At 40.2% G+C, this 18892-nt stretch carries 17 protein-coding genes; 6 read left to right on the top strand and 11 right to left on the bottom strand.

What is annotated here, in order from left to right; translation table 11 throughout:
• Window position 1: 1 nt before the first annotated feature.
• The 3 genes from efeO to AB1I63_01040 all read right to left on the bottom strand — a co-directional run bounded on the left by efeO (window position 2) and on the right by AB1I63_01040 (window position 4193).
• On the bottom strand, window positions 2-865 hold the full coding sequence (gene efeO / locus AB1I63_01050; protein MEW4353481.1) for an iron uptake system protein EfeO: 864 nt from the start codon (window positions 863-865) through the stop codon (window positions 2-4).
• Window positions 866-1198: 333 nt separating this feature from the next.
• Window positions 1199-2365 carry an MFS transporter gene (locus AB1I63_01045; GenBank protein ID MEW4353480.1) on the bottom strand — a complete coding sequence of 389 codons (1167 nt, stop codon included), beginning with the start codon at window positions 2363-2365 and terminating at the stop codon, window positions 1199-1201.
• Between the two features lie 73 nt (window positions 2366-2438).
• Entirely contained in the window at window positions 2439-4193 is a 1755-nt protein-coding gene (locus AB1I63_01040; GenBank protein ID MEW4353479.1) for a hypothetical protein, read from the bottom strand.
• Between the two features lie 149 nt (window positions 4194-4342).
• On the opposite strand from AB1I63_01040, the gene AB1I63_01035 reads away from it, so the two are divergent.
• Window positions 4343-4723 carry a helix-turn-helix transcriptional regulator gene (locus AB1I63_01035; GenBank protein ID MEW4353478.1) on the top strand — a complete coding sequence of 127 codons (381 nt, stop codon included), beginning with the start codon at window positions 4343-4345 and terminating at the stop codon, window positions 4721-4723.
• A 101-nt stretch (window positions 4724-4824) separates the two neighbouring features.
• Here the strand turns inward: AB1I63_01035 and glmM are convergent, their stop codons facing one another.
• Genes glmM through cdaA form a run of 3 tightly spaced genes read right to left on the bottom strand, consistent with a single transcriptional unit; the run spans window position 4825 to window position 7786 of the window.
• Complete coding sequence (glmM, locus tag AB1I63_01030; GenBank protein MEW4353477.1) at window positions 4825-6177, bottom strand: phosphoglucosamine mutase; 1353 nt, start codon at window positions 6175-6177, stop codon at window positions 4825-4827.
• Window positions 6178-6203: 26 nt separating this feature from the next.
• On the bottom strand, window positions 6204-6941 hold the full coding sequence (locus AB1I63_01025; GenBank protein ID MEW4353476.1) for a CdaR family protein: 738 nt from the start codon (window positions 6939-6941) through the stop codon (window positions 6204-6206).
• Window positions 6938-7786, bottom strand: coding sequence for a diadenylate cyclase CdaA (gene cdaA / locus AB1I63_01020; GenBank protein ID MEW4353475.1), 849 nt, complete (start codon window positions 7784-7786; stop codon window positions 6938-6940). Before cdaA ends, AB1I63_01025 begins: the two co-directional genes overlap by 4 nt.
• 121 nt (window positions 7787-7907) lie before the next feature.
• On the opposite strand from cdaA, the gene murT reads away from it, so the two are divergent.
• The 4 genes from murT to AB1I63_01000 all read left to right on the top strand — a co-directional run bounded on the left by murT (window position 7908) and on the right by AB1I63_01000 (window position 11615).
• Window positions 7908-9251: a lipid II isoglutaminyl synthase subunit MurT gene (murT, locus tag AB1I63_01015; GenBank protein MEW4353474.1), complete on the top strand. Its 1344-nt coding sequence runs from the start codon at window positions 7908-7910 to the stop codon at window positions 9249-9251.
• Complete coding sequence (gatD, locus tag AB1I63_01010; protein MEW4353473.1) at window positions 9251-10045, top strand: lipid II isoglutaminyl synthase subunit GatD; 795 nt, start codon at window positions 9251-9253, stop codon at window positions 10043-10045. The genes murT and gatD overlap by 1 nt, the downstream gene beginning before the upstream one ends.
• 8 nt (window positions 10046-10053) lie before the next feature.
• Window positions 10054-10335 (top strand): LapA family protein, encoded by a 282-nt coding sequence (locus AB1I63_01005; GenBank protein MEW4353472.1) that lies wholly within the window; start codon window positions 10054-10056, stop codon window positions 10333-10335.
• A 299-nt stretch (window positions 10336-10634) separates the two neighbouring features.
• Window positions 10635-11615, top strand: a complete 981-nt coding sequence (locus tag AB1I63_01000; GenBank protein ID MEW4353471.1) for a hypothetical protein — start codon at window positions 10635-10637, stop codon at window positions 11613-11615.
• A gap of 232 nt (window positions 11616-11847) precedes the next feature.
• Here the strand turns inward: AB1I63_01000 and eno are convergent, their stop codons facing one another.
• The 4 genes from eno to AB1I63_00980 form a co-directional block, all read right to left on the bottom strand.
• Window positions 11848-13152, bottom strand: coding sequence for a surface-displayed alpha-enolase (gene eno, locus AB1I63_00995; GenBank protein MEW4353470.1), 1305 nt, complete (start codon window positions 13150-13152; stop codon window positions 11848-11850).
• 133 nt (window positions 13153-13285) lie between these two features.
• Window positions 13286-14296, bottom strand: coding sequence for a putative sulfate exporter family transporter (locus AB1I63_00990; protein ID MEW4353469.1), 1011 nt, complete (start codon window positions 14294-14296; stop codon window positions 13286-13288).
• A gap of 100 nt (window positions 14297-14396) precedes the next feature.
• Window positions 14397-15248 carry a hypothetical protein gene (locus AB1I63_00985; GenBank protein MEW4353468.1) on the bottom strand — a complete coding sequence of 284 codons (852 nt, stop codon included), beginning with the start codon at window positions 15246-15248 and terminating at the stop codon, window positions 14397-14399.
• A 1-nt stretch (window position 15249) separates the two neighbouring features.
• The gene (locus AB1I63_00980) at window positions 15250-15729 is read right to left on the bottom strand and encodes an NINE protein (protein MEW4353467.1); all 480 of its coding nucleotides are present in this window, start codon (window positions 15727-15729) and stop codon (window positions 15250-15252) included.
• A 261-nt stretch (window positions 15730-15990) separates the two neighbouring features.
• Here AB1I63_00980 and plsY point away from each other — a divergent pair, with 261 nt between their 5' ends.
• Window positions 15991-16635 (top strand): glycerol-3-phosphate 1-O-acyltransferase PlsY, encoded by a 645-nt coding sequence (gene plsY / locus AB1I63_00975; GenBank protein MEW4353466.1) that lies wholly within the window; start codon window positions 15991-15993, stop codon window positions 16633-16635.
• Between the two features lie 160 nt (window positions 16636-16795).
• Here the strand turns inward: plsY and nt5e are convergent, their stop codons facing one another.
• The gene (gene nt5e, locus AB1I63_00970; protein ID MEW4353465.1) at window positions 16796-18853 is read right to left on the bottom strand and encodes a cell surface ecto-5'-nucleotidase Nt5e; all 2058 of its coding nucleotides are present in this window, start codon (window positions 18851-18853) and stop codon (window positions 16796-16798) included.
• Window positions 18854-18892: the final 39 nt, after the last annotated feature.

Below are 18892 nucleotides of genomic sequence, written 5' to 3'. Positions count from 1 at the left end.
CTTATTTCCCGTCTAAGATAATCCCCATTTGAGAAAGTGGCTCACCGAGCTTAGTGACCGCTTCAGCCAAGGTTTTAGTATCTTCTGCACTCAAATCTGTATAGAGTTTATAGTGTTTATCAGCTGTCATGTATTTATCAAGAAGGCCATTGACATTCTTGAATTCCTTGTCAAGGGTGCTGACCAATTGTGCATCTTTTGCTTCAAGCATTGGTTTGAAGAGTTCAAAGATTTTTTCAGCCCCTTCGATATTAGCTCTAAAGTCATACAAGTCGGTATGAGAATAGACTTCTTCTTCCCCAGTGATCTTGCTGGTTGCGACTTCGTTGAGCAAATCAACTGCCCCTGTCAGCATGATGTCAGGTGTAACCTCAACTGTTGCAATCTTGGCCTTCAATTCCTTGATGTCATTGACCAGCTGATCGGCATATTTTTCAGTACCTGCTGTCGTGTTTTCTTCCCAAAGGATTTTTTCAATGCGGTGGAAGCCTGACCAGCCTTCTTCAGTCTTATTTTCTTCCATGTAATCTACCAAACGGAAATCGATTTTCACATCTGATTCACCAAAGCTTTCGGCAATCGGCTCTGACCGCTCATAAGCCATACGGATGACTGGATACACTTTTTTAGCTTCTTCTATCTTGCCGTCCTTAAGCAATTGAGCAAAACCTTCCGTGTCTGTCAATAATTGACCGATTTGCTCTTCGACAAAAGCCTTGTAGTCAGATGTTGCCTTATCTAGGGCTTTTTTATTGACCTGTGTCGTGGTGCTTTGCTGGCTATTCTCCGCTTTTTGAGTCGTGCTTGTCCCACAAGCTGTCAATAAAACTGCCGATGATAGCAATACAATACCAAGTTTTTTCATAGAAACTCCTTCTTTTTACAACATAACTCTAGTATAGCACAGTTTTTCTCATTTTTAAACAATTATCAGACAATTTAATAATTAGGAATGATTCTAAAAAAGGGAGTAGAACTCAATCATGATGTCAAAGAAATCAATTTTTGTCTCACTCCCTACAAACCAGACAAGACTGTGTCAAACTGTTCAATCTATAAAAAAAGAGGTCAGGAGCTTTTATCCCAACCTCTTTATATACTTGTCTCCTTTTGATTGAATACGAAGCAACGAATCACAGGCAGAACTTATGCTAGGGAAACTGCGTTAACTACGTAATAAATGAAAACTAAATGACTGCTATACAATCGTATCTTTCTTTTCGATTAGGACAATAGTCCACATCATGACAAAGGTCACTACTATCAAAGCGAGTATCAAAGGAAGCCATGAGCCGAATACTGAATAACTATATCCTAATAAAGCAGGACCAATCGCTGCAATCAAGTACCCTCCTGTTTGCACCATTCCAGATAACTGAGCCGTTGCCTGTGTGCTGCTTGTTTTAAGCGATAAGGATAACATTAGATAAGGAAATAGCACGCTGACAGACGCCCCTAAAAGGAGATGAGCTACCAACCACACCATAAAATGAGGAGGAGCAACTAGAAGCAAGACCAAACCTGCAATCGTCACTAAAGACACAACCACCATCCACTTTGCTCGTGCTTCCTTGCTCAAACGAGCCACCACAGTAGGCGTCACCATCGAAACAGGAATACTAATCAAACTAAAAATTCCTGCCAAAAATCCTGCCTCAGAACCTGACAAACCTGCTGTTCTTGCCATAGTCGGCAGCCAAGTCAATTCTGTATAGTAAAGCATGGATTGCAAGCCACCAAAAATCAGGAAAATCCACGCATATTTATTGGTCCAAAGAGAACTTGATTTTTTATCTGTCCTACCATGTTTACTAGATTTTTTCATCGCTAGATTAGGCAACCAAGCCAAAAAGGCTAGGACAATCAAGGCTGTTAACAAAAGCATAAATATCTGCCAAGAGCTAGCTGCCACAACCGGTACCGCAAGGACAGAGCCGACCGTCGCCATACAGCCCATTGTCGTAAGATAAATGGTCGTATAAAGTCCCACTTGCTTAGGAAAATAAGTAGAAACCAAACTCGGTAGCAAAACATTAATTACTGCAATTCCTGCTCCCAATAGCATCGTTCCCACAAACAAGAAAGGAAGATTAAGGATTCGAATCACAGAACCCAGCATCATCATTCCAAGCACCAAAGCAATCAACCATTCATTCCCTAACTTTCTCGCTAATACTGGTGCAAAAGAGGAACAAAGCGCAAACATGATTAAAGGAAGAGATGTCAAAATCCCCAACTGACTGACAGGAATACCTAACCCCGCTGCAATATCCGTTAAAATAGGTGGAATGGCTGTAATGGGCACTCGCATAACCGCTCCTAGCATAACCAGACCAAGAGCCATCATTCTTGTTTGTTTTTTCATAACTTTCTCACTCATCTATATCATAATGTCTTTCCCATTATACCACATAGAATCCGTGAAATAGATAAACATTTTAAATAATTTTTTTCATAGCTGTCAGTGCTGATTGACTCATATCCCATCTATAAATGCCAATCAGCAATAAAATCCCCCAACTCATACATTCGATACTATATCCTACATATTGCAAGAAAGTTTTTTGATACCGCACAACCACATGACCAGATGTAGAAATTGTCAAATATATTTTCCCATCATGTAAAACTTTATTCTGAAAAATCGGCATTCGCCGCGATCTCATCTCTTTTATCTCAGTCTCTGTTCTTTTTGCTATCGCCATCATTGGCTGACTTCCACTTGCACCATTTGAATAGTCGGCTACATAACCTTTATACCACACCAAAGGAAGGACAACACTAGCAGACTGATGATTGTCTAATAACTCTACATCAAATTCCAATTTGTTATATGATTTTTTAACATTCTTAATGAATACATTTGTTTGATTAGAAAATTCTTTAAAATCACTTACTCGCACATTTTCATGACGAACATCTAAATTGTAGTATTCATCTCCAATAGGATCTATCAAAACACTCTCTGGATTCTTAGTCACAAGGGAAAAACGCTGATTTCGTTCTCGCATTAATTGTAAACTTGCATCCATATGTTTAACAGATACCTCATAAACATGATTCATACAATAAATAGATAGTATAGCCACAACAAGTCCTTTTAAAACAGAAAAATCAACCTCAAGAACCACAATTAACAATACTAAAATTGGTAAGAAGAAGGAAAGTCTTTCTGTGTATTGTAAACTCCCTAAAAAACTATACCGTAATAAAGATTCCCAAGGCAACAAACGAGTCATGGATACATATAAAATCACAATTCCTACAAGTAAAGATTTAGATAAAGATTTCAATGACTGAAACCTATATAAAAAATAAAAAACTGCCACTTTTAGCACAAGATCATAAAAATTTGTCAAAGAAGCAAAACCAGAGTGGAAATTTTCTTTTAAGTCAAACATCACTTGACTATCAACTGGAAAATCTCTACCTACCCATGAAAAATAAAAACTTTGTGATTTTACTTGCTCTAAGTATTGAATCAAGTAACCGCTAGCTAACAGAATTCCCAAAATAGCAGATACACCAAACGACATCAAATGCTCTATTTTCACTTTTCTACCATTTAACACCAAGAAAATAAATGAACTAATCGCAAGAACAATAGTTGAAAGAATGTGCGTCTGTACCAGCAAAGCAACTATAACAGCTAATAAAATAGGATTTGTTTTATTCTCATAGAGAACTTTATACAAAGCATAGTATAGCATTGGTACAAAACCTACAATCATGGTCATTCCAAAACCAAAAGCTGGATAAAAACAGGGAATGATTAGCGCTACAATAAAAGCATTCTTTTTATTTTTTGTCATTTTTGAAAAACAATAATAGGTACTCATGCTATCAAAAACAACCAATAAAAACGCAAAAAATGCATAAGCTATATTTATATTTCGTACAGCATTATACAGTACAGCTGGCAGATAGAACTGCCAATTCCCGTAGAACATCGCACTCGCATAGCCAGTTCCATAGGAAAATAATGAATTTACATTCGGTAGCAAATCTCCGTTTGCCAGTGACTGAGCAAGACCAACTAAACGAGCCGCATGAAAGTCAAAATCATAAGCAGGCTGATAAGCATTAATCACCATATATGATAGAACGGTAAATAGAATTCCCCAAAGCAATAAAACGACATATGGCAAGAAAGGATTCTCAATCAATCCTCGCAGAAAATCTTTTTTCTTCACACATCTTCTCCTATCCTTGTATGATATTAATTTATTGTAACAAATATATACTCTAGTGTCTATATTTTTATAAACTATACACAAATGTTCTGTGCCCTAGACTGCCAAAAGTTTATCCTTTTATCATAGACAGACCAAAGGAGATAGATATGTTAGATCAGCAAGTAGCACTACGAATCAGAGAGCTACGAAAAATGAAACATCTTACCCAAGAAGCTTTAGCCGCAGGGGCAAATATGGATACAACAGCTATTGCAAGGATTGAAAGAGGAGAAAGCTCTAATATTAAACTCAATACTCTTGAAAAAATTGTTAAAGGGCTAGATATTTCGCTCCCTGATTTCTTCTCTTTTCACATAGATTCTGAAAAGGTAGAGCTAACATCTAAAAAACATGGTACAAAGCACATCCATCTCTCCAATGAAGAATTGGAACTTTTAGCAAATTTAGAAACAATCACTTATAAAGAAGAATTGGCTGCAGCTTTTAACACAATTCTTCGCTTAAAGGAAGCAAAAAATAGGGACTGATAGCAATGGCTCAATCCCTATTTTTTGTGTAATCACTTGTCCTATCCGACTGTAAAAATAAAAAAAGCGAGGAAACATCTGTTCCTCACTCTGTACTTTTCCTACTCAATTCCAATTTCTTTGCGAACGACGTCTGCAATTGTATCAACGTAATAATCAACTGCTTCATCAGTCGGTGCTTCTGCCATCACGCGTAACAAAGGCTCTGTACCACTTGGACGAACCAAGATACGACCATTTCCTGCCATTTCTGCCTCCATCTGCTCGATAATGGCTTTAATAGCTGGAACCTCCATTGCCTTGTCTTTCATGGCATTTTCCACGCGAATATTGACTAATTTTTGTGGGTAAATAGTAACTTCACTTGCCAATTCAGACAGGGTCTTCCCTGTTTCTTTCATGACTTTGGTTAATTGAACACCGCTCAATTGACCATCTCCTGTGGTATTGTAATCCATAATCACTACATGTCCTGACTGCTCCCCACCAAGATTATAGCCTGATTTTCGCATCTCTTCGACCACATAGCGATCCCCAACAGCGGTCACTGCCTTGTGAATCCCTTCACGGTCCAAAGCCTTGTGGAATCCGAGATTGGACATAACCGTAGTCACAATGGTGTTTTGGGCAAGCATGCCCTTTTCAGCCATGTATTTCCCAATGATATACATGATTTTATCACCATCAACAATAGCTCCTGTTTCATCGACTGCAATCAAGCGATCGCTATCTCCATCAAAAGCAAGACCAATCGCAGCTCCACTCTCTTTCACTAATTCCTGTAAGCTTTCTGGATGAGTCGAGCCGACTTGGTAATTGATATTAAGACCGTCTGGCGTTTCTCCGATAACACTAAGCTCTGCTCCAAGATCTGCAAAGATCTGACGTGCACTCGTTGCTGCAGCACCATTTGCCGTATCAAGAGCCACATGCATACCTTCCAAATCAAGTCCTGTGGAAACAAGGTATTCTTGGTATTTGCGCAAACCTTCGGGGTAATCCATGACATGCCCTAAGCCTTGAGCACTTGGGCGAGGCAGTGTATCCGAATCTGCATCTAATAGAGCTTCAATTTCCAATTCGCGCTCATCATCTAACTTATAACCATCTCCACCAAAGAACTTAATCCCATTATCCAAAGCAGGATTGTGGCTAGCTGAGATCATAACTCCCGCGCTTGCTTTTTCAGATTTCACGAGATAGGCTACCCCTGGAGTAGCAATCACGCCCAATTTATAGACCTGAATCCCCACTGACAAAAGCCCCGCAATCAAAGCATGCTCCAGCATTTCTCCAGAAATCCGTGTATCACGTCCCACAAAGACACGCGGCACATCCTTCTCATGCTGACTTAAGACATAACCTCCAAAACGCCCTAATTTAAAGGCCAATTCTGGTGTTAACTCAACGTTTGCCTCTCCACGGACTCCGTCCGTTCCAAAATATTTTCCCATTTTTCTAATCTATATCCTTTCAATCTTTAATGTGAACTACTGCTAGATGAATTTGTACTACTAGAATTTGACGTCGTTGACTTCACAGTCACTTTAACAAGTGTTTCAAGCGGTGTGACAACGCTTGATAAAATCTCACGATTTTCATCCACAGCTTGCAAAGGAAGTGTGGCAGAGTAATTCCCTGAAATCACTTCATTCACTGGAAGAAGAGCCTCGACATGATCAACTCGTGATAAGGTCTCCTCATCACTCGTCACCAAAACCTCTTTATCAGCCAAGCTAATCGAATCAATGGTCATGTTAGACGCCACCTGCGCTGGCTCATAACTAAATTTGACCTTGACGACTTTACTGGCTTTCTTGCCAATCTTCACACTTATTTTATCGGGATTGAGCATGGCTGTCAATCCACTAGGCAAATTTTCAATTTTTAAGGGGACTTCAATCACACCTTCCCCTTTACCAGTCAAATCCGCTACAACCTTAAATCTGCGAGTGCTTTCCTGCATCTCACTAGCTAGGGTCAAACGATTTGAACCTGTCAAAATCACAGATACATCCGTTGATAAGCCGCTAATGAAATACTCATCACTATCGTATCTGGTTTCAATCGGCACATTTGGTAAAGTATTGGTATAGGTTTCTGACTTAGTCTGTCTGGCATTGGTATTGTTTTGGTAGTTACTCGAACTTGCATAAATAAAGAGAACAACTGCAAAAAACAGAGAAGATATGATATACCAAATTTTCTTTGCTTTCATACTTTTCCTCCTTTGAACCACTTGTTTAGCCAAGACTGAGTCTTGGGTTGCTCGACCATCAAGACCTTGCGCAACTCTGTCTCAAACTCTTCTAAGGTCAAATCATGTTTAAACACACCATTATGGGTAATCGAAATTCCACCGGTCTCCTCTGAGACAATGAAAGTAAAGGCGTCAGAGACTTCCGACAAACCAATCGCTGCACGGTGCCGTGTTCCAAATTCCTTGGAAATCCCTGTACTTTCTGTCAAAGGCAAATAGGCACAGGATACAGCAATCTTATTGTCCGCTACAATCACAGCTCCATCATGTAAAGGCGTGTTTGGAATGAAAATATTGATCAGCAATTCACCAGAAATATCCGCGTCTAACGGAATCCCTGTTGAGATATACTCTTGGAGAGTCCTGCTGCCTTGAATAGCCACTAAAGCACCGATTTTCCGCGGACTCATGTAGCTGACAGACTTGACAAATGCCTGCACCATTTTCTCCTCGGCACTAACAGGCGCTACTGCAAACAACTCTGTCGCACGCCCTAATCTCTCTAAACCCGTACGAATCTCTGGTGTGAAAATAACAACCGCCGCAATCGCCCCATAGGTGATCACCTGATTGATCAACCAAGAAACCGTCACAAGCCCAATAGCATTGGCAAGAATCTGCGCCACGATAAAGACCAGCACCCCTCGCACTAAAATCATAATTTTAGTACCCGCAATCGCCTTTGAAAAATGATACAAAAGCCAGGTGACTAGCGCAATATCAATAATATTTATAATGATACTCCAGGGACCAGAAAATAAACTAGCCCAATATTGGAGATTGGACAACTGTTGAAAATTCATCTTATTGTCCCTCCTTCTTGCAAACAATCTACATTCCATTATACCATGTTTTGACAAAGATTTCTCCCATTTTGGATCTATTTTCCTACAAAAGAAAGCCTTTTTATGATACAATACCTCTATGAAGATAAATACAGTATTTGGAAAAATAGCGGGAAAAACTTCCCAAGTTCTCTTACAGAAACTAGGACGTGGCTCAACCCTACCAGGGAAAATCGCCCTTCACTTTGATAAAGACATCCTACAAAGCCTAGCTGCTGACTATGAAATCGTTGTGATTACAGGTACCAACGGAAAAACCCTCACAACTGCTTTAACTGTCGGTATCTTAGAAGAAGCTTTCGGAAGTATCGTGACCAATCCCAGCGGTGCCAATATGATCACTGGGATTACCACAACTTTTTTAAGTGCAAAAAAAGGCAAATCTGGAAAACCCATTGCCGTGCTTGAGATTGACGAAGCTAGCTTATCTAGGATTTGTGATTACATCAAACCTAGCCTCTTTGTTCTGACCAATATTTTTAAGGACCAAATGGACCGCTACGGTGAGATTTACACAACCTATCAGATGATTTTAGATGCCATCCAAAAAGTTCCATCTGCGACTGTTCTCATGAATGGTGATAGCCCACTCTTTAACTCGGTAGCACTCGATAATCCTGTCCAATATTACGGCTTTGATACCCAAAAGACAGAGGCGAAACTAGCCCACTACAATACCGAAGGGATTCTCTGTCCTAAGTGTAATCATATCCTCAACTATCATTTGAATACCTATGCCAATCTTGGAGATTACATTTGTCAGCACTGCGGCTTTGCTCGTCCTTATCTCGACTACAAAGTTACTCAGCTAACCAAGCTTACCCACCAAAGCTCGGACTTTATCATTGATGGTCAAGACTACCACATCAACATCGGCGGTCTGTATAACATCTACAATGCCCTTGCAGCGGTGTCTGTTGCCCAATTTTTCAAGGTTGAGCCAAGCGTGATTAAACGAGGATTTGAAAAGAGCCGTGCAGTCTTTGGACGTCAGGAAACCTTTAAACTTGGCGATACAAACTGTACCCTTGTCCTCATCAAAAACCCAGTCGGAGCGACCCAAGCCTTAGAAATGCTAAGCCTTGCACCTTTTTCTTTTAGCTTGTCTGTCCTGCTCAATGCCAATTATGCAGATGGGATTGATACTAGCTGGATTTGGGATGCCGAGTTCGAACGTATCATGGATATGGAAATTCCTGAAATCAATGCAGGGGGCGTCAGACATTCTGAAATCGCGCGTCGCTTGCGCGTGACTGGTTACGATCCAGACAAGATTCGCCAAATCCCTGCCCTCTCAGATATTTTGACAACAATCAAACAACAAGACACAAAACATGCCTATATCCTTGCAACCTACACCGCCATGCTTGAAATCCGTGAATTGCTCGCAGAAGAAGGCATTATCAGAAAGGAGATGGACTAATGGTTTATACCTCACTTTCCTCTACCTATGACAAAGATTATACCTACGACCTTCACATTGCCCATCTCTACGGCGATTTGATGAATACCTATGGTGACAATGGCAATGTTCTCATGCTCAAGTATGTCGCTGAAAAATTAGGAGCAAAAGTCAGAGTCGATATTGTCTCTTTAGAAGATGAATTTGACAAAGACTTCTATGACATTGTCTTTTTCGGTGGCGGACAGGATTATGAACAATCCATCGTATCTCTTGATTTGCCTACCAAAAAAGAGGCGCTGCAAAACTTTATCGAAAACGATGGTGTTGTCATGGGCATTTGCGGAGGTTTCCAGCTGCTAGGACAGTATTACATCGAAGCTTCTGGACGTCGTATCGAAGGCCTTGGTATCATGGGGCACTACACCCTCAACCAACAGAATAACCGCTATATCGGTGACATCAAAATTCATAACGAAGAATTTAACGAAACCTACTATGGCTTTGAAAATCACCAAGGACGGACCTTTCTATCAAGCGATGAAAAACCGCTAGGAAAAGTCGTCTATGGCAATGGAAATAATAAAGAGGATGGAACTGAAGGTGTCCACTATAAAAATGTCTTTGGAAGCTATTTCCACGGACCAATCCTCTCACGCAATGCCAACCTCGCCTATCGCTTAGTCACAACAGCCCTTAAAAACCGTTACGGAGCAGATGTCGCTTTAGCTTCTTTTGAAGACATCCTCTGGCGAGAAACTCCTGAAGAATACGGCGATGTGAAAAGTCGCGCTGAATTTGAAGATAAGGAATAAAAGACTCTATGAAAGACAATATTCGCTATATTTTACTACTCATCACGATTCTCCTCATTGCAGGCTTATCTGTTGCTAACTTTGAAAGCGTCAAGGTCAGCTACCTCTTTGGAGAATTTCAACTACCTTTGATTATTCTGATTTTGCTCTCTGTCTTACTCGGCTCTATCGGAACCTTTCTCATCAGCATGCCAAAGAATTTCTCTTTAAAGCAAGAACTCAAGAAAGCCAAAAAAGAACTACAAACTGCTCACCAAAAGACAGAGGTGAAAAAAGAAGAAGTTTCATAATCCAAAAACCTGATTTTCTCTTTACGGAAAATCAGGTTTTTTATATCATTTTGGAGCACTTGACAGCATTCTAAGATTAAGGTAGACTAGAATTTACATTCATTTTACAGATTAGAAAGTCATACTTTAGTTATAGTTATTTAGTTTTGCTTTAGTACGAAGCAACGAGATGCATGTATAATTTAGGTTATCTAAGGATTATACCGTAATCCCTATCTCCAACCTCTAACAATCTCCTAGACTATTAGAGCAAGACGAGTCATCGACGTAATAAATGAAAAGTAAATGACTATAAAAGTATGATAGATAGAATTTTACTGATGATACACTACACAGACCAACTATTGGGCGAGTATCTCTCGCTCATGCCTTATCACCACTACTACCATATCCCTCTTACCTATCGTGCTAGGATTCACTCTAAAGAATTAGAAGATATGCGCTTCCTCATTTGTTTTAAAATGGAGAGTGACTTCTATGTTGTGGATATAAAAAGCGAGCAAGGACATAGTTTGAAATTTCGCTCCGCTAGCTTTTTTGACAAAGAAAATCTCCTATCTGGCATCGCAGCCGTTCCGCTTTCCTGTCTCGATACCATCCACATCTTTGAATATCCTAAAGAGCTGGATCTAATTAGCCCTGTGACTAAGCTTAAGCACTTGATTGATACCTACTGTCACCATCAATCGATCATGCACTATCTCAAAACAGATATCAAAAATGCTAAACAAATTGAAGAATTGGAACAAGAAGCTCTTAGCCAAGAAAACATAACTTCTGACTATGATCCTTTTCGCTATACTAGCCGAACAGATAAGCAAATAGATCTCGATGATACAAAACTAAGCGTTATCGCCTCCAAAGACTACGAAGGCATTCAGAATTTCCAACCATTTCTCCTATCAAAGCGTGGTGGTAAAGTCCTCAGTGTACCTGCGAGCTATACAGACCCTGTGACCAAGGAGAACGCCAATATTGAAATTATGGGATGGTATTTTCTGGATAAGCAGCTTAAAATCAGTTGGAAGCCCAAGCACACACGCAAACGGCGCTGGCGTTCTTCTCTTCTATCTATTGACATCATATCAGGAGACTATTTTTTCCAAGGAGAAGTCTACAAAAATCGCACCGCACCTGTCTTTTTAAAACACTTGAACTTCAAAGAACGTGTTCCAAAAACCTACCACACAGATGTCGAGCAGCAATTTCACCGACTGATCAAACTCATCGATGAACAAAAACGCAAAGCCCTGCTCCGTAGGATACAACTGAGTCGGTAAAGAAGATTCAAATCATCCCTAGTATATAATAAATTATACCCTCAAAAGTTAGACAAAAATCCAATGTTTGAAGTGCTATTCACATAGCTAATAGTTTTTAGAAAATAAAAAACACTCTAAAATTCTCCTAGAGTGTCAATGTATCAGGGCTTTGAGCCCCTTTTTTGCCCTCAACACGAAAAAAGCCCTTAGTCAAATAACTAAGGGCTTTAAAACGTTGGTGTATCAACGATTATTTTTTAAGGTTGTAGAAAGATTTCAAACCACGGTATTCTGCAACTTCACCAAGTTGATCTTCGATGCGAAGTAATTGGTTGTATTTAGCAATACGGTCTGTACGAGACAATGAACCTGTCTTGATTTGACCTGCGTTTGTTGCAACTGCGATGTCAGCGATTGTTGAATCTTCAGTTTCACCTGAACGGTGTGATACAACGGCAGTGTATCCAGCTTCTTTCGCCATTTCGATAGCGTCGAATGTTTCAGTAAGAGTACCGATTTGGTTTACTTTGATAAGGATTGAGTTAGCTGCTCCTTCTTCGATACCTTTCTCAAGGTAAGCAGTGTTTGTTACGAAGAAGTCATCTCCAACCAATTGAACTTTTCCACCAAGACGTTCAGTAAGAGCTTTCCATCCGTCCCAGTCATTTTCATCCATACCATCTTCGATTGTGATGATTGGGTATTTGTTTACCAATTCTTCGAGGTAGTCAATTTGCTCTGCAGAAGTACGTACAGCAGCTCCTTCACCTTCGAATTTAGTGTAGTCGTAAACTTTACGTTCTTTGTCGTAGAATTCTGATGATGCACAGTCAAATCCGATGAATACGTCTTTACCTGGTACATATCCAGCTGCTTCAATCGCAGAAAGGATAGTTTCAACACCGTCTTCAGTTCCTTCAAAGCGTGGTGCAAATCCACCTTCGTCACCTACGGCAGTTTCAAGACCACGAGATTTAAGGATTTTCTTCAAAGCGTGGAAGATTTCAGCTCCCCAACGAAGTGCTTCTTTGAATGATGGTGCACCAGCAGGTACGATCATGAATTCTTGGAAAGCGATTGGAGCATCTGAGTGAGATCCACCGTTGATGATGTTCATCATTGGAGTTGGGAGAACTTTAGTATTGAATCCGCCAAGGTAGCTGTAAAGTGGGATTTCAAGGTAGTCAGCAGCAGCACGTGCAACAGCGATAGACACACCAAGGATTGCGTTTGCACCCAATTTACCTTTGTTTGGAGTTCCGTCAAGTGCGATCATTGCACGGTCAATTGCTTGTTGGTCGCGGACATCGTATCCGATGATTGCTTCAGCGATAATGTTGTTTACATTGTCAACTGCTTTTTGTGTACCAAGACCAAGGTAACGAGATTTATCTCCGTCACGAAGTTCTACTGCTTCGTGCTCACCAGTAGAAGCTCCTGATGGAACCATACCACGACCGAATGCTCCTGATTCAGTATAAACTTCTACTTCAAGTGTTGGGTTACCGCGTGAGTCTAGGACTTCGCGAGCGTAAACATCAGTAATAATTGACATTTTCTACTCTCCTTATGAGTTATTTTTATTTACTCCCCTATCATACCTTAAAAATGCCGTTTTTTCAAGAAAAAACCTAAGAATTTTCTTTTTTTATCAATGATAACGCTTACTATTAGTGGGGTTTGATGAACTACCTAATAGAAAATAGGAGAATCAAGACAAGAGATAAACTCATCTGAAAAATGCCAATGAAGCCCATATAGAGCAAAAATTTCGGACCTTCTTGGAGGAATTTTTTGAAATCCAGTCGCAAGCCAATCGCTGCAAGAGCTGTGATTTCAAACCAAGAACTAACAAAACTAGATCCTGCTCCAATAGTTTCCGGTAAAGCTATAAAACTATTGATAAAACACAATCCTAAAAAGGCAATAATGTACCAAGGTAGGCTTGAAATATGGGATTTCTTAGATACTTCTCTAACTGAGTGCTCGACTCTCTTTTGATTCATAAATCTCTCAAAACAAAAGACGACAAGCACCAAGAAAAGAATGCGCGTAATTTTAAAGAGCATGGCATACTGGGTTACGGGAGAGCTGATAAGACTGCTAGAAGCGACTACTTGCCCCACGGACTGTAATACTCCACCTATCAGCGCACTATTTGCCAAATCTGAAAAGTGGAAAATCTGCACTCCAACTAAAGGGAGAACAAACATCAAAATCGTTCCCAATAGGTTGATTAAGACAATCGCTTGTCCCTTGTCTCGATCGTTTGCTTGAATAGCTGGAGCAATTGCACCGACCGCTGAGGAACCACAAACTGCATTGCCACCTGCAATCATGAGTGCCATCTCTTCTTTAAATCCAAGCTTTCGTCCAAGTAGATAGGTAAAACCAATAACACTCGTCATCATCACTACAACATAGAATAAACCAGGTATCCCCAGCCTTGAAATCGTTTGAAAAGTAACCGTCAAACCTAATAAAGCCACTGAAAATTCCAACAATTTGCTTTCTGAAAACTTCGTTCCTTTTTCAAATCGCTCACTTCTACACACCGTATTTCCAAAAATAATCCCCATGCAAATCGCTAGACTAGCTGCTCCAATGCTAGGTAAGACGGTGGCTAGCAGCTTTGCCATCACAGCAACTAGAAAAGACAATAAAAATCCTGGTAAAATAGCTGAACTTATAAATCTCATGGTAAACCTCCTTTTATGTAGTGTTATCATAACAAACTTTTACCAAAAACTCTAGTTTTTCTCCACAAAACCTACAATAAAAACAGCCTAAAAGCTGTTTTTATTCCATATAAGTTTCTAAGGAAACCTGCCAATAATCCTGTACCTTTTTCTCGAGACAACCATTGCTTGAGACTCGATACTGATAAGCGACTTCTGATCTATCTGACAGATGAACATCTGCATAGACCAAATGATCAGGTCCCATTTGGACATCGATCTTGGCTGGGGTAACATGATTCTTTGATGTGACATCATAAGCAACCCATTTTCTGACCTGCTCAGTCGTTAAGTCCTTGGTATTAACTCCGCCTCCTCGTCCAATAGGCTGACTAGAGATAGGATTCGTATAGTCTAGTGCAATCCAACCCTCTCCTGATTTTAGTTTTCCCCATTGATAATTTTCCCCTTGCTGAGTGGCAATAATCGTATAAATCCCTGGTGAAATCATCCCTAGATTTGCCGAGTGTTCACTCGGACTTCGTCGAATGGTTAAATCACGTCTATCAACTTCCACTTGAAATTGTGTAGATGTTGTGACTTTTTCTAAAGTAGAGCTAGAAGGTTCTTCCGATCTTGAAAGACTGGTTTCACTTCTCAGCTCGCTAGATGAGACTGAGGAGGAGGACACAGAATTTTGAGAAATTTCAGGCATACTGACAACTTGATCAGGTCTGACTAAAAAAGCAGAAAGTAGCAATACAAGCGTCACTGTTGCCATCACTACCATGACTAACACTTTTTCTCGTTTTCTAATTTCTATGTCATTTTCCAAATCTGCCATGACTGCAAACTTATGCTCCAGCCGCTCATTTTCCAATCTCGCTTGCTGCCTTACTAATATATCCTGACTATCAAGATAATCAGGTGAACCAGACTCAGAATAGTGTGTTTGTTGCTCATCTCTTGTCATCTCAATCCTCCTTTCTCACAATCACCACTGGATTGCTTTTATAGATTGTTAACATGACTTGGTTCAAATGATCTAAATTTGCTTGCTTTGTTGCCCAGTAAATGGTCACCAAATCATAGAATGTCCATAAGAGAAACCAAGCCACCAACAAAAAGGCAATAAGCGTAGCCACAAAAGTACTTCCACCAGAAAAAAGAACAAGGGGAACATAGAGAAAGAGACAAATAAATAAAGGCACGCGCAATAATAAGTAAGTAAAACCTGCAAGCATCTGTCCTAGATAAAATCGGTGGATTCCCAACCATTGGAAAAAGATACATAATACGAGAGCAATAAAGGGCTTTTTCATCTGTGTCGCAACCACACCTTGAATCTGCTCCTCCTCCAAAACACTCATTCGCTGACGCAATAAAGGAATCTCTTTCATAGGTAAATTTTCCGCGTTTGCTGCTAAAAAAGACTCAACCAGAGAAACTGACATACCAAACCTCTATGATGTTATTACTGTTTAGATTAAGGTATTGACTTAGTAGTCAATACCTATCATGTATAGTATAGCAAGTATCCATTACTAAGTCAATACCTGCTATGCATAGTATAGCATCGTTTTTCAAGGTTTTGCATCATTATAAATACTCTATTTCTTTTACTTCTACACTGGCTTTATCTGCCTAGACAGTTTACTGAAAATATTCTAGGGTTCTATGGTTACGAAGAGCTGTTTTCATGGTATAATAAGGCTATGATGAAATTAGTATTACTCTTAAGCCTCGCCTATCTCATGGGCTCTGTACCAGCTGGCTTGTGGATCGGGCAAATCTTTTTTAAGAAAAATCTCCGTGACTACGGTAGCGGAAATACGGGAACGACCAATACCTTTCGTGTCCTTGGAGTCAAAGCTGGTATTGCCACCTTTGCCTTTGATTTCCTAAAGGGAACCATCGCGACACTCCTGCCGACTCTTTTTGGTGTGACAGGTATTTCTCCTATGATCTTTGGCTTATTGGCAGTTTTAGGACATACTTTTCCAATCTTTGCCAACTTTAAGGGAGGAAAGGCTGTGGCAACCAGTGCTGGTGTCGTTTTGGGCTTTGCACCTGCTTTCTTTGGCTATCTCTTTGTCATTTTCTTTACAACTCTATATCTTGGCAGTATGATTTCCCTCTCGAGCATTCTCTCAGCAATTTTAGCTATCGTAGGGGTGCTACTCTTTCCTTTATTCGGCTTTTTACTATCTAGCTACGATGTTCTCTTTACAACCGTCATCATCTTACTTGGTAGTTTGATTATCATTCGCCATAAGGACAATATCACGCGCATCCTGGAGCATAAGGAAAATCTCGTGCCGTGGGGACTTAACATCACCAAGCAACAGCCAAAATCATAACCATCGTTTAAACGGTGGTTTTTTATATAAGTACGAGGCAATGAGTCGCAGGCAGAACTTAACTTAAGTAAGATGAGTTAACGACGTCATACATTTAAAATAGATGACTATACAAAAAACTTGGAAAGCCAAAAGGCTAACCAAGTTTTTCACTTTTCATTTAGTTTTTCTCTGACTTTTTCAAGCTAGATAGACCAAGTAGTGCAAGACTTGCACCAAAGATAGAAAGAAGAGCGGAGTCCTTGCTTCCTGTTTTTGGAAGTGCTTTTGTCTCACTGACTTTTGCAATAGCTGTTGGCATTTTTTGAGCTTTTGGTGCTCCGTAAGTCATTTGCCCAGCATGTGAACCATACATAGATGGTTTATTAGAGTTTCCTTGACCTTGTTCAGATGGAAGTTCAGTATCTCCGAGACCTTGTTGACCTGTCTGACCTTGTTCAGCTTTCAACATTTCTTCATACTTAACTTGGCTAATTGAAATGGTTCTCATATTTGGATTAACAACCGCATAGTCTTCCAATTTTGCAGTCTTCAAGAATTCTGCAAAGACTTCATCCATAGATGGTCCTTCTTCACGCGCTCCACCAAGCATAGTGTAACCATCTCCTCCAGCCGCTAGGAAGTCATTAGTTGCAAGATAATAGGTTTTCTTCACATCTAGCGGTTCATATTTACCAGTTTCTGGATCCTTGATTTCAATAGCTAATACACGTTTCTCAGCTGGTAAGTTGGTGTCGTAGTAAACTTTAGCACCAGCGATTTGAAGGAAACCACCGCTTGCCTCAAGTAGAGGTTGACCATTTTCATCTAATACATGCTTGCCATCCTTGTCCACTTGTAGGATAGAGCCGAGTGATTTAGTAAACATCTCTTGAACTGCTTGACCTGTCACCGTAATTTGAGAGATGATATTTCCAAATGGCAAGACTGCAATGACGCTTCCTTTCGTAATCGGTTTGTCTTTTGCAATCGTTTCACGAAGACCGCCACCGTTTGTCACTGCCAAATGAGATTTATTGACAAAGCCTGTTTGTCCATAAGCATAAAGTGCATCTGCTACGATATTTCCAAGGTTGGTTTCACGAACACGGACATTTTCACGATCACCACTGAGCTCTACTGGGCTGTTGGCTACAACGACTTTAGCATTCTCAGCGTCATACTTATCTTTGATTGTTTTTACGAGGGCTTCGATTTTCGCATTTGGAACTGTTGCTGTCACTGATTTAGCAGTGATTTGCGTTGGTGTTCCTAGCAGGTCTTTTGCCTTATAAGTGACTTTACCAACATTGTGGAGGTAACTTCCTGTTTGGTTATAGGTCACATTTGTACCGTAAGTTGTTGATTCTACTGTATGAGAGTGACCATCAATAACAACTACACGTTTGCCTTTTAAGACTTCATTGGCTGCCAAGGCTTCTGCCAAGCTAGAACCACGCCAAGCCATTGGTGTTGTAGTATCTACACCCAAGTGAGCGAGGATAACATAATTCTTGTACTCTGCTCCGACTGCTGCGGCTTTCGATTCAATCTCTGCGATAACCTTGTTGACTTCATCAATTGGTTCTCTAAATTCGACACCTTCAACATTACGAGGGTGTGTTTTTGTTGCTGTTTCAGGTGTTGTCACACCAATAACGACAAACTCATCACCTTTGACCGTCTTGTCCTTATCAACAACGGTATAGGCTTCAAACAAACGTGCACCATTGATGTAAGTATTGGTACTCAACAGTGGGAAGTTCAAGATTTCTTTGTATTTCTTGACTTCATCTAAACCAAAGTCAAACTCATGGTTCCCTACTGCCATCGCATCATAGTTCATTTCGTTGAGGATTTTCGCACGTTCTTCCCCTTTTGAACTATTTGAAATAGGCAAACCTTGGAAGGCATCTCCTGCATCCACGACCAAGGTATGTTGATCTGCTTTTGCAGATTCTTCCTCTAAGACTGCTGCTAACTTGGCATCGCCAATAACGGTTGTCTCACCATCACGATTTTTTTCTTCGACAATTCGTCCGTGCACGTCATTGGTATGAAGAACGACTACATCTTTGTCGGTTTCTACCGTTGCCGGATTAGCTGTGATTTCTGTCCGAGATGCAGGTGTCGAAGCCTCTTCACCAACTGCCCCCTCTGCAAAGGCATGATTCGCCAATAGAGCTGGTGCTAATAAAGCAGTTGATGCAATCGAAAACATGATAGATTTCTTTTTCATGGTTTACCCTCTTTTTTCTTTTTGTTAGTTTTATTTTAT

The sequence above is a fragment of the Streptococcus pneumoniae genome (assembly GCA_040719455.1).
Classification (GTDB): domain Bacteria; phylum Bacillota; class Bacilli; order Lactobacillales; family Streptococcaceae; genus Streptococcus; species Streptococcus pneumoniae_G.
This window is presented reverse-complemented; position numbering and strand designations above follow the sequence as displayed.

Coding starts and splice junctions, on each gene's coding strand:
- efeO (MEW4353481.1), bottom strand. CDS start 865: ATGAAAAAACTTGGTATTGTATTGCTATCATCGGCAGTTTTATTGACA.
- AB1I63_01045 (MEW4353480.1), bottom strand. CDS start 2,365: ATGAAAAAACAAACAAGAATGATGGCTCTTGGTCTGGTTATGCTAGGA.
- AB1I63_01035 (MEW4353478.1), top strand. CDS start 4,343: ATGTTAGATCAGCAAGTAGCACTACGAATCAGAGAGCTACGAAAAATG.
- glmM (MEW4353477.1), bottom strand. CDS start 6,177: ATGGGAAAATATTTTGGAACGGACGGAGTCCGTGGAGAGGCAAACGTT.
- AB1I63_01025 (MEW4353476.1), bottom strand. CDS start 6,941: ATGAAAGCAAAGAAAATTTGGTATATCATATCTTCTCTGTTTTTTGCA.
- cdaA (MEW4353475.1), bottom strand. CDS start 7,786: ATGAATTTTCAACAGTTGTCCAATCTCCAATATTGGGCTAGTTTATTT.
- murT (MEW4353474.1), top strand. CDS start 7,908: ATGAAGATAAATACAGTATTTGGAAAAATAGCGGGAAAAACTTCCCAA.
- gatD (MEW4353473.1), top strand. CDS start 9,251: ATGGTTTATACCTCACTTTCCTCTACCTATGACAAAGATTATACCTAC.
- AB1I63_01005 (MEW4353472.1), top strand. CDS start 10,054: ATGAAAGACAATATTCGCTATATTTTACTACTCATCACGATTCTCCTC.
- AB1I63_01000 (MEW4353471.1), top strand. CDS start 10,635: ATGATAGATAGAATTTTACTGATGATACACTACACAGACCAACTATTG.
- eno (MEW4353470.1), bottom strand. CDS start 13,152: ATGTCAATTATTACTGATGTTTACGCTCGCGAAGTCCTAGACTCACGC.
- AB1I63_00990 (MEW4353469.1), bottom strand. CDS start 14,296: ATGAGATTTATAAGTTCAGCTATTTTACCAGGATTTTTATTGTCTTTT.
- AB1I63_00985 (MEW4353468.1), bottom strand. CDS start 15,248: ATGACAAGAGATGAGCAACAAACACACTATTCTGAGTCTGGTTCACCT.
- AB1I63_00980 (MEW4353467.1), bottom strand. CDS start 15,729: ATGTCAGTTTCTCTGGTTGAGTCTTTTTTAGCAGCAAACGCGGAAAAT.
- plsY (MEW4353466.1), top strand. CDS start 15,991: ATGATGAAATTAGTATTACTCTTAAGCCTCGCCTATCTCATGGGCTCT.
- nt5e (MEW4353465.1), bottom strand. CDS start 18,853: ATGAAAAAGAAATCTATCATGTTTTCGATTGCATCAACTGCTTTATTA.